Annotated in this window: 11 protein-coding genes; 4 read left to right on the forward strand and 7 right to left on the reverse strand. The window is 50.0% G+C overall.

What is annotated here, in order from left to right; genetic code table 11:
• From rpsB to AC3DOM_RS07725, 3 genes are all read right to left on the reverse strand, one after another.
• Positions 1-1181: 30S ribosomal protein S2 (rpsB, locus tag AC3DOM_RS07715; RefSeq protein WP_487918459.1), on the reverse strand; the 1181-nt coding region annotated here is incomplete at its 3' end.
• A 339-nt stretch (positions 1182-1520) separates the two neighbouring features.
• Positions 1521-2867: a chromosomal replication initiator protein DnaA gene (dnaA, locus tag AC3DOM_RS07720; protein WP_487918460.1), complete on the reverse strand. Its 1347-nt coding sequence runs from the start codon at positions 2865-2867 to the stop codon at positions 1521-1523.
• A 475-nt stretch (positions 2868-3342) separates the two neighbouring features.
• The gene (locus tag AC3DOM_RS07725; protein ID WP_487918461.1) at positions 3343-5028 is read right to left on the reverse strand and encodes a sensor histidine kinase; all 1686 of its coding nucleotides are present in this window, start codon (positions 5026-5028) and stop codon (positions 3343-3345) included.
• A gap of 112 nt (positions 5029-5140) precedes the next feature.
• Here AC3DOM_RS07725 and AC3DOM_RS07730 point away from each other — a divergent pair, with 112 nt between their 5' ends.
• The 3 genes from AC3DOM_RS07730 to AC3DOM_RS07740 all read left to right on the forward strand — a co-directional run bounded on the left by AC3DOM_RS07730 (position 5141) and on the right by AC3DOM_RS07740 (position 8887).
• Positions 5141-6517 (forward strand): hydroxymethylglutaryl-CoA reductase, encoded by a 1377-nt coding sequence (locus tag AC3DOM_RS07730; RefSeq protein ID WP_487918462.1) that lies wholly within the window; start codon positions 5141-5143, stop codon positions 6515-6517.
• 49 nt (positions 6518-6566) lie between these two features.
• Entirely contained in the window at positions 6567-7637 is a 1071-nt protein-coding gene (locus AC3DOM_RS07735) for a hydroxymethylglutaryl-CoA synthase (protein WP_487918463.1), read from the forward strand.
• 104 nt (positions 7638-7741) lie between these two features.
• Positions 7742-8887 (forward strand): thiolase C-terminal domain-containing protein, encoded by a 1146-nt coding sequence (locus AC3DOM_RS07740; RefSeq protein WP_487918464.1) that lies wholly within the window; start codon positions 7742-7744, stop codon positions 8885-8887.
• A gap of 34 nt (positions 8888-8921) precedes the next feature.
• Here the strand turns inward: AC3DOM_RS07740 and AC3DOM_RS07745 are convergent, their stop codons facing one another.
• Positions 8922-9230, reverse strand: coding sequence for a class I SAM-dependent methyltransferase (locus AC3DOM_RS07745; RefSeq protein WP_487918465.1), 309 nt, complete (start codon positions 9228-9230; stop codon positions 8922-8924).
• Between the two features lie 16 nt (positions 9231-9246).
• Positions 9247-9438: a hypothetical protein gene (locus tag AC3DOM_RS07750; protein ID WP_487918466.1), complete on the reverse strand. Its 192-nt coding sequence runs from the start codon at positions 9436-9438 to the stop codon at positions 9247-9249.
• 152 nt (positions 9439-9590) lie between these two features.
• Between AC3DOM_RS07750 and AC3DOM_RS07755 the strand changes: the two genes are divergently transcribed.
• Positions 9591-9782 (forward strand): DUF1059 domain-containing protein, encoded by a 192-nt coding sequence (locus AC3DOM_RS07755; RefSeq protein WP_487918467.1) that lies wholly within the window; start codon positions 9591-9593, stop codon positions 9780-9782.
• 65 nt (positions 9783-9847) lie between these two features.
• Here AC3DOM_RS07755 and AC3DOM_RS07760 read toward each other — a convergent pair whose 3' ends face one another.
• Together AC3DOM_RS07760 and AC3DOM_RS07765 are read right to left on the reverse strand one after the other, a co-directional pair.
• Entirely contained in the window at positions 9848-10591 is a 744-nt protein-coding gene (locus AC3DOM_RS07760; RefSeq protein WP_487918468.1) for a mechanosensitive ion channel family protein, read from the reverse strand.
• A 63-nt stretch (positions 10592-10654) separates the two neighbouring features.
• The gene (locus AC3DOM_RS07765) at positions 10655-10951 is read right to left on the reverse strand and encodes a hypothetical protein (protein WP_487918469.1); all 297 of its coding nucleotides are present in this window, start codon (positions 10949-10951) and stop codon (positions 10655-10657) included.
• Positions 10952-11060 lie beyond the last annotated feature (109 nt).

Here is an 11060-nt window from a genome sequence, read left to right on the forward strand (position 1 = left end):
TCTGCCGCAGCTTTTTTCTTTGCTGGTGCTTTCTTGGCCTTGGGAGCAGCCTTTTTCTCTTCCTTGGCGTCCTCAGCCTCTGCCGCAGCTTTTTTCTTTGCTGGTGCTTTCTTGGCCTTGGGAGCAGCCTTTTCCTCATCCTTGGCTTCTTCAGTCTCGGGAGCAGCTTTTACCTCTTCCTTGGCGGCATCAGCTTTAGGAGCAGCTTCTTCCTCTACCTTGGCGGCCTCAGCTTTAGGAGCGGCCTTTTTCTCTTCCTTGGCTTCTTCAGCCGCAGGAGTAGCTTTTTCCTCTTCTTTGGCTTCAGCAGCTTTTTCTTCCTTGGCTTCAGCAGCTTCACGCTCTGCACTCATTTTCTCAAGGGTCGCTGCACCGAGTAATTCCTCGTCGCTCAGGTCAGAAGCATCCGCAACAGGGGCAACTTCCTTACGCTGCGATCCCTTTCCCTTGTCAGGCATGGCTTCAGCAGCAGCCTGGGCTTCTGCCTCCTCTTCCTGGCGGGCAGATTTTCCTTCGAGGACAGCATTTGCCATTGTGCCAACGATCAATTTGATGGCGCGAATGGCATCGTCATTCGAGGGGATCACATAGTCAATATAGCGAGGGTCATAGTTCGTATCTGCCATCGCAATGACAGGAATTTTAAGCAAGTTTGCTTCGTGGATTGCGGCTTGTTCACGTCCAATATCTACAACAAAGAGTAATTGGGGTACTTTTTTCATCGTCAACAAACCAGAAAGGCGATGATGTAGTCTGTCGATCTGACGCTGGATCATCAAGCCCTCTTTTTTAGATAATAACTCAACTTCTCCGCTTGCCTGCATGGTTTCCAATCGTTCCAATTCCTGGATGCGCAGGTAAATGGTCGGCCAGTTGGTGAGCGAACCACCCAGCCAGCGTTCGTTGACGTACGGCATGCCACAGCGGGAAGCCTCATCGGCAACGGTTTGCTGGGCCTGACGTTTGGTGCCGACAAAGAGAATTTCACCGCCATTTGCAATAGCTTTACTAACGATGCCATAAACTTCGTGGATGGATTTTACAGTTTGCTGCAGATCAATAATGTGGATGCCGTTGCGCTCGGTGAAGATATAGGGTTTCATCTTCGGATGCCAACGATTGGTACGGTGCCCGAAGTGGACGCCGCTTTCAAGCAAGGCTTTCATAGAGATAACTGCCATTAGAGAATACTCCTTTTGCGTTTTTCCTCCGTCTCCTTCACCCTCACCCTGACCGCGTTCTTTTCGATCCGCGGCACGCAAGGCAAGTCCAGAGACGTGTGTGATATGCTCTCCGCCCACGGCGGGAGCGGCGATTAGTATACCATAGTTTTACTGGCTGACTGGGTGATATTTATTCAAATAAGACTTACGCAAAATACTTTTTTCTAGCAGCAACGCAGAGCATTGCTGTCAGTCTATAGTACCCGAACGCAGGGCATTGGGACAAAGTCTATTAAAATGCGTAAGTCCTATAAAAGAACAAGGGTTCTGGTGATATCACCAGAACCCTTGTTTTTATTATATTGCAGTAGATTGGCTATGCAGTTTCTGCCTGATTTGAACAACCTGTCGACGGAGATTTTCGTCACTTTCCAGCAAATCTGTGATTTTATCAATGGCATAGATAACTGTCGTATGATCACGCCCTCCCAATATTTTACCGATCTGGGGCAGTGAGATGTCGGCCTCCCGACGCAGCAGATACATGGCGATCTGCCTCGGCAAGGCGACCGCCCTTGAGCGATCCCGGCTGATCAAACGCTCAGTCGTAAGATTGAAGGATGCCGCAACCAAATCCACAACACGCTGGGGTTGGATCTCGGATGAAATGGGAAGGAGATCTGCCAACGCAATCTCTGCCAATTCAGGGGTGACCGATGTACCGCTCAATTCTGCAAAGGCGACGACGCGATTAAAGGCGCCTTCCAATTCGCGAATATTGGATTGAATGCGCTGGGCAATCACCTCCAATATTTCGTCGGGAACGTGATGCCCGGAACGCTCTGCCTTATAACGCAGGATCGCCTGGCGGGTTTCAAGATCGGGGGGTTGAATATCAGCGGTAAGTCCCCACTCAAACCGGGAGCGAAGACGTTCCTCGAGAGTGCCCATTGATTTTGGAAGACGGTCAGAGGAGACAATGATCTGCTTGTCTTGTCCATGCAGGGTGTTGAAGGTATGAAAAAACTCTTCCTGGGTTGATTCTTTTCCAGCGATGAATTGGATATCATCCACGAGGAGGACATCGGCGGTGCGATACTTATCCCGGAAGGCGGGAGTGGTTTGCGTGCGGATGGCGTTGATCAGGTCGTTCGTGAATTCTTCGGATGAAACATAGAGGATATTCAACCCACGGGAAACACAGGCATTGCCTATGGCGTGGAGAAGATGGGTTTTGCCCAGCCCAACCCCTCCGTAAAGGAAGAGAGGATTGTAAGCGCGGGCTGGTTTTTCAGCAACAGCCTGACAGGCTGCGTGGGCAAGGCGGTTTCCCGCCCCAACGACGAAGTTATCGAATGTGTAACGGGGGTTTAGGCTGGAATGAGCAGGTTGAAGGGCGGGCGTTTCGCTTTCTTCTTCTACAAATTCTTGCTCATTCTCTACTGTCTCCATTTTTTCAATCTGGGAGACAACAAAGTCCACATCCACCGTACGGTTCATGACACCGACAAGGAGGCGGCTAACGGTGCTTGCAAGACGGCTTTCAAGCCAGTCACGAGCATAGGCATTTTGTACGCCAACGGTAAAGTGACCGTCTACGTAACTCATGGGGCGGGTATCACGCACCCAGGTATCATACGAAGCTCTCGGCATTTCCATTTGTAGTTGACCAAGTACTGTTTGCCAGGCTATATTTGCATCCATGCACATTCTCCACTATTTACGCCCCTGGGAAAGGAGGGTATATAAAACAAGTCCCCTGAATGAAGGTTGGGGGGTAAAAAATATTATTTTGTTGTTTACTTATTTAACTTTTAATTGGAGAAGGATTTCGCTTTTTGCATTACAGAAGTCCTTTTTGAACCGCCCTGATTGTAGCAAAAAATATCCTTTTTTTCTACACGTCAAACCTACGATATCTTAAAAACTTCTGATACTTTAAGGTTACCCAACCTTAAAAATCTCTAAAGGGAAATAAACCATCCGCATTTTTTAATAGAATATTTGTTTCATCCACTAAGCTGACTCAACCATTTGGACACCCCCCATATATGGGGGGTTAATTGTCATGGGTGTTCAGGGGGTTTGAGGAACCTTAAATAATTGTAATTCGTAAAATAATTTTGGACTTGTTGTGAAACACTGAATTCAGGGATTCGTTTTCCAGAGAGCATCTTCGTCATCGCTTTTGCTTCTTTTTTTCAAGAGGCAGCCATGCCAGGATGGTCGTGCCTTCGCCTGGAGCAGAAGTAATTTCGACATCGCCGTTCACATTCCGAGCACGGGTATGGATATTGGAGAGGCCATGCCCGAGGGTCATACTCATTTTATCAATATCAAATCCCTTGCCATTATCTTCGATTTCCATCAGGACTCGCTCTGGTGTTGTCCAAAGATTAACGCTGACACGCTTGGCCTGTGCGTGCTTGGCGGTATTGGCAAGCGCTTCCTGGCAAATATGGAAAAGAGCCAGGGCATCATTATGCTGGATGTTTGCAACATCTTTTTCCTTACCGGTCAGCATCGCTTCTGAGAGGGTATTGACCCGGTATTCTGTCAATAGGCGGCGAAGGCCAACCAGGAGATTCTCTTCTCCCAATTGACGAGGGCGAAGATCGAGAATATAGGTACGTAAATCACGAATGGCTTTATTTAACCCTTCAGTGGCTTGTTTAATACCTTCCTTTGCCTGGACAGGATTTTCGTCTACCAGGTGAATAATATTCTCCAGCGATAAGCCTACACCAAAAATCGATTGGATTACTCCATCATGCATATCCATACCGATCCGTTCACGTTCTTCGAGCACTGCCAAACGGCGGGCATTACTATGCATGCGGGAATTATCAATGGCAAGTCCGGCCCAATTGCCGACGGCTGTCAAAAGTTGGATGCTGCGATCATCAATAGCCTCATCGCCTCGTTTGGCGATGCCGAGAACGCCGATCATCTTTTCACCAGAGGTGAGCGGCAGACAGGCAAATTGACGGAAGCCCGCCTCCACCACGGCTGACCGAAGGTATCGCATATCCTTGGAAAGATCTTCACTGACCAGTGTTCTGTTTTCTGCTGCTACAATGCCTACAAATCCTTCCCCCAGTTTAAAACGGCTCTGTGTCCAGAAGGCTTTAGCCGCTTCTCCACGATGGAGAATAAGTCGCAGGGTTTCGGTTTCTTCATCTAAAAGAAATATTTCTCCTGCTTCCACATTCAAATAATCCATCACCAATGCAAGCGTTTTATTAACGATCTCATCCAGCCCCAAAGTGGGTACCAACGCGGATGCGACATCGTTTAACAAGGTTAAATCTTCACTGCGCTGGGTGAGGGTAATATCGCGCTCACGCAAATTATCATAAAGACGTGCATTCTGGATCGCTGCGGCGGCATATCCTGCCAACATTTGAACAATCTGTTCATCTTCTACGCTGAATTCATTGGCGCCGATTTTATTTGTCAGGTAGATCTGCCCGAGTTGATGTTTCGCGGCAAGGATGGGTACGCCCAAAAAAGAGTCCATCGGTGGATGGTTTTCAGGGAAGCCGACACTGCGTGGATCATCACCCAAAACTGGCAGACGGATCGGCTCTTCGGTATCCCTTAATATGCCCAACAGCCCTAAGCCTTTTGGCTCATGTGGTATTTTCTTAATGATGCCTTCGTCAAGTCCATCTGAAACGAATTTTAATAAATTCCCCTGATCATCCAAAATTGCTAACGCAGCATATTTCGCTTCTGCCTGTTCTCTTGCGACAATAGCAATTCGCTTGAGCAAGGTATCCAGCGAAACATCTTTAATCAAATCCAAATTGGCGCGGTGCAAAGCCAGCAAACGGTCTTGCAGTTGTTCACAAGATAATGTCATAATGCTCCTCAAGGGATATTATATCTACTTTGATAGCTTTTGCCAGCACTTCTTCATAAAATCAAGAAGTAATCTCTCAAAGCTCTCCAAATCCAAAGGTCCCAAAAAGGAAATGACCAATTCTCGTATACCCGGATTTTACAAACTCTCTTTAGATCAAAAACTGGACGCCCTTGCCAAAGCCGCAGGTATGGATTTGGATTTGCTGACCCCGCTCCTTACCTCGGGCTTGCTGACCACGCAAGAAGCTGACCTGATGGTCGAAAACGTGGTTGCCACGCATAATCTACCCCTCGGCATCGGCCTGAACTTTACCATCAACGGCATCGACAGGTTGATCCCGATGGTGATCGAAGAGCCTTCGGTTGTGGCGGGTGCCTCCTTTATGGCAAAGTTGGCCCGCACAGGCGGCGGATTTCATGCAACTTCCTCTGCCCCGGAGATGATCGGCCAGATCCAAATCCTCGATGTGGACGACATCCCCGCCGCGATCATGGCAATCGAGGGAGAGCGCGGATCTCTACTTGCCCAAGCAGACCAAATTGATCCCATCCTGAAAGAACTCGGCGGCGGCGCACGGGACCTGGAAATCCGCGTGATCGAGGATTCCCCCATTGGTGCATTTCTTGTTCTTCATCTGATTTACGATGTCCGTGATGCGATGGGTGCCAACGCCGTAAACACCGCTTGCGAAAAACTTGCGCCGCGTCTCGAAGAACTCACTGGCGGACGTGTTCATCTTCGTATTCTTTCGAATCTCTCTGACAGGCGTCTTGCAAAAGTAAAATGTACTATTCCTGTGGATGAGTTGGCATTTGAGACATCCCCTCATCCTAACCTTCTCCCAAGGGGAGAAGGGACAAGTCCCCTCTCCCCCCGGGAGAGGGCGGAGGGTGAGGGCATAAGAAACTACACCGGCGAAGAGGTCCGCGATGGGATCATCGAAGCCTGGGCATTTGCTGCTGTCGATCCTTACCGTGCCGCAACGCACAACAAAGGCATCATGAACGGCGTGGATGCGGTCGTCATCGCCACCGGAAATGACTGGCGCGCCATCGAAGCAGGCGCACATGCCTTTGCCGCCCGAGATGGGAAATATACATCTCTCTCCACCTGGGGGCAGGATGGCGATGGCAATCTCGTCGGCACCCTGGAAATGCCGATGGCAGTCGGCATCGTCGGAGGAGCGACCAGGGTGCATCCCACCGCACAAATTGCCCTCAAGTTGATGAAGGTAAATACAGCATCTGAATTAGCTGAAATTATTGTTGCCGTAGGATTGGCGCAAAATCTGGCCGCCCTGCGCGCCCTCGCCACCGAGGGCATCCAACGCGGACATATGTCCCTGCATGCGCGACAGGTCGCTATTGCGGCAGGCGCGAGCGGAGAGCTGGTTGAGCAGGTCGCCGCACAGATGGTGGCGGAAAAAATGGTGCGGATTGATCGGGCGGAAGAAATATTAAAAAAGAAAAAACCGATTATTCGATAATCGAATAATCGAACATCAAATCTCGAATTACGCAATACTCGGAGAAATAATGACTGAAAAGAAAAATCTTTTACTCAAACCCTCCCGCCCGGTCGGGATCATTGGCTACGGCGCATATGTGCCCCGTTACCGCCTCCCCGCGACGGAGATCCTCCGCGTCTGGAAGGGTAGCAAGGGCGGTGTACCGATCAAAGAAAAGAGCGTCCCCGGTCTCGATGAGGATGTGGCCACCATGTCCATCGAAGCCGCCCGGAATGCGATCAAACGCGCCGGGATTCATGCCCACCAGTTACGCGCTGTTTGGGTCGGCTCTGAATCTCATCCATACGCGGTCAAGCCCACTTCCACGATCGTTGCGGAAGCCATCGGCGCAGTCCCCCACGTCCAGGCTGGTGACTGGGAATTCGCCTGCAAAGCGGGGACGGAAGCCTTTGTCGCCGCGATGGGATTTGTCGGCTCAGAGATGGCGGATTATGCCATGGCTATCGGTATGGATACCGCGCAGGGCAAGCCCGGGAGCGCACTCGAATATACCGCTGCTGCGGGCGGGGCGGCTTTTATCGTTGGCCCGTCGGAAGAGTCTTTGGCCATCGTTGAAGCCTCTTATTCCTATGTTACCGATACCCCCGACTTCTGGCGGCGTGCCGACCAGAAATATCCTGAACATGGTTCACGTTTTACCGGAGAACCGGCTTACTTTGAGCATAGCAGCAAGGCCGCCAGCACCCTGATGGAGGCGATGGGGACGACGCCCAAAGATTATCAGTGGGCGATCTTCCATCAGCCAAATGCCAAATTCCCCATGCGGGTTGCGAAAATGCTGGGTTTCTCAAAAGAACAGATCGAGCCGGGCCTGCTATCTCCAATGATCGGCAATACCTATTCTGGCGCGGCGATCATCGGCCTGACCGCAACGCTCGATATTGCCAGGCCCGGCGACCGTATCCTGATGACCTCCTTCGGTTCAGGTGCAGGCTCGGATGCGATCTCACTGACCGTCACGGACAAGCTGCTCGAGCGCCGAGACCTTGCGCTGAAAACCCAGGACTATATCGCTCGTCGCAAAGAAATTGATTATGCAACCTATGCGCGGATGCGAGGCAAGATAACGGTCAAATAGAAAGTGAATAGTTAGAAGTTTTTTTTCCTTCATCACTTGTCACTTCTCACTCATCCCCTCACTTTCTACACATCTCAAATGCTCCACAAAGAAGGAAGACCCTTATGACAGAATCAATCGTAATCGCCGGCATCGGTCAGACCGCCGTCGGCGAGCATTGGGAATTTTCAATTCGCGAGCTGGCCCATTTCGCCCTCGAAGCCGCGATCAAAGACGCGGGCGGGTTGCGCCCCCAGGCGCTTTTTGTCGGCAATATGCTCGCTCCCAACCTCTCCAAACAAGCCCACCTCGGCGCGCTAATTGCCGATTTTAGCGGGTTGATCGGTATCGAAGCGGTCAGCATCGAAGCAGCTGGAGCCTCCGGCGGCGCTGCGCTCCGTCAGGGCTATCTGGCCGTAAAAAGCGGCATGGTAGATGTAGCCCTCGTCGTTGGCGTCGAAAAATTTACAGACATGGTTGACGCAGGCGTAGAAGATGCCCTTGCCACCGCCACAGATAGCGATTTTGAAGCCGTGCAGGGGCTCACCCCCACCTCGCAGGCCGCCATACTCATGCGCCGCTACCTGCACGAGTTTGATGTCCCCGCAGATGGATTGGCCGGATTTCCCGTCACGGCCCACGCCAACGCGGTATCCAATCCCAACGCCATGTTCCAACGTGCGATCAAGGCCGAGACCTACGCGCGCGCGGGTATGATCAGCGAACCGCTAAATATATTTGATGCCGCGCCTACAGCGGATGGCGCAGCCGCGATCATTTTGACTCGCTCCAAACTTTTGCCTGCTAATTCTCATCATCCGCTCGTCCGGATCTCCGGGTCTGCTTCCTCTTCAGGAATGCTGAGCCTGCACGACAGGCGTGATCCGCTAAGCTTTGACGCAGCGAAACGTTCCGTTGAAGCAGCGCTCCAAAAGGCAGACGTGACTCGCGAACAGATCAGCTTCTTTGAATATCACGATGCCTACTCGATCTACGCCGCCCTTTCATTAGAAGCGGCTGGATTTGCCGAACGTGGCAAAGGCTGGGAGTTGGCCCGCGATGGCGAGATCGCACTAAATGGATCAATTCCTTGCGCCACCAGTGGTGGCTTGAAGGCGCGTGGTTTCCCTGGCGGTGCTACGGGTGTCTACCAGGCTGTCGAAGCAGCCAGCAGGCTCAGGGCCGAGAACAGGACGGACGAAGTCGCCCTGATCCAATCGTTGGGCGGGCCAGCAGCTACTGCGGTCACACATGTGCTAACCAGGGAATAATATCTCTGAACACAAAAACTTCGGAAGTCTTTTATTAGTCACAACTCCGCCACCAAACTCCGGTACATTCCGGCAATATTTGCCAGTTTTCTTTAACAACTTTTTTCCCCATCTCTTCGCCAAAGAAAAAAGTAGCCAGCTCTTCGGCCTCTTCCAGTGATGAAAATTGATAATCTGTCCGCAGCCAACTTGACTGGAAACCTGCTTCAGCAAGCCATTCGAAATAGCCAGCAAGATGCTCCGGTGGATTCGGCTTCTCGTTTCCCGTACCCATTGTTTCAAAAATGATCACACTTCCGCCCGGCCGTAAAATTCGCCGGATCTCTTTGAGTCCATCGTCCAACGCGGATTTCCACCCCTCACCGCTCCAAACCGCCAGATAACAAAAGCTCCAGCCGCCCCGTCCCCACACCGAGGTCGACCACGTCCAAATCCTCGAGCGAAACGAGTTTCTCGATTTCTCGCAGGATATTGCCCTGATAATCCTCACGCTGGATAAGGCGTTCATACTGATCAGCATATTTTTGATAGACTTCTTTTTCTGTTGGCATAGTGTAAGTGCCCTCTACACAGAAATAATACCATCCTGCAGAATTGAGTCTACTCTTATCAATCTCTAAGTCTAGATTAATACAAATCCGACCTGAGTTGTGCTATTATAAGATTGTACGTTTTTATTGGTATTTGAAGAAAAGGAGAAATAATGCATAAGTTTGCTTGCAAGGATCTTGGGATTGATTGCGAATTTTCCGCAACTGGGGAAAATAAAGAAGAAACATTACAAAAAGCCATGGCTCATGGTGGTGTGGTACATAAGGATCTTATGGAAGGTCAAACCGAAGAGCAGAAGGCCGGATTTGACAAAATGCTATACGATTCAATTCAACCCGTATAACCCCTCATGGCTTAAATCAAAAGGCTCCGACTGAGAAATCGGAGCCTTTTGATTTAAGCCATATTTTATTCTTTTTTCGGAAAGACCTCAACGCTTCCCGGGTCTTTTGCAGGATCCTTTTTGTATGTGATCACCCTCTGCGGGAAGGGGATGACAATCCCGGCTTTGTTCAGGCTGTTATATATGGCCGTATTAACCCTATCGAACATACGTCGCGTATCAATATAGGACTCGAGCCACCAACGGACCCGGAAGGTGATTGCTGAATCACCAAATTCCAGAAATAACGCTTCCACGGGGCGATTTGGCAAAACCCCCTCAACCTGGCGCACCGCATCCACAATGATCTGGCGCGCCTGCTCAATATCTGAACCATAGGCAATCCCAATATGGATCTGGATACGATATTGCGTATCGGGAAAGGAATGGTTGACAATCAGACTCTTGGACATAACTGAGTTTGGTATAATCACCATGCGGTTATCAAGGGTGCGGATGCGCGTACTGCGCAGCCCGATATCAACCACATCCCCCCAGGTACTCAAATCCTGTACTTCAATCCGATCTCCAATTCTATAGGGGCGATCCATCATAATTACGAATCCGCTGATAGTATCGGATAAAGCCGCTTGCGCTGCAAGAGCAATTGCAAGTGAACCAATCCCCAAGGTGGCAACCATACCACCGACTTCAATCTCAAAAAAATCCAGCAAAATGATCGCAAAAATAACCACTACCAAGATCAAGAGCACGCGTCTCAAAAAAGGCATTAATCGCTCAGCAAGCTCTACCTCGTCCGTAGAGCTCAATTGCTTTTCGTACCATTTGCCAATATTGGAAACCAATCTCCATGTTATGGAAAAACCGGTCAATCAATAGAGCACATAGAAGGTTGGCTCAAGATTAAAGCTGAGTGCTGAAACAAAAAAATCCAGACGGGTAAGAGAAAACTGGAATGCATAGACTACGGCCAGCCAATAGAGGGGTGCTGTTAATGTATCCAACAGGACATCATCGAATGTGGTTTTTGTAGAGCGGGTAAAACGACGAATAATGCGGCTGAACAGCATCTTGATCAGCCAGCGTCCTAGAAAAACCGTAAAAAGAATGATCAGGATTGAGATTCCAATCCCAATCCATTGCGTGCTTATAATTTCTTCCCAATCCATGCTTTTTCACTTCTATTGATACTTTATCAGGACTTACGCAAAATACCTTTTTTCTCGCCGCAACGCTCTGCGTTGTAGCTTGTCTACAATACCCCAACGCAGAGCGTTG

It is taken from the genome of Candidatus Desulfolinea nitratireducens, from assembly GCF_982879505.1.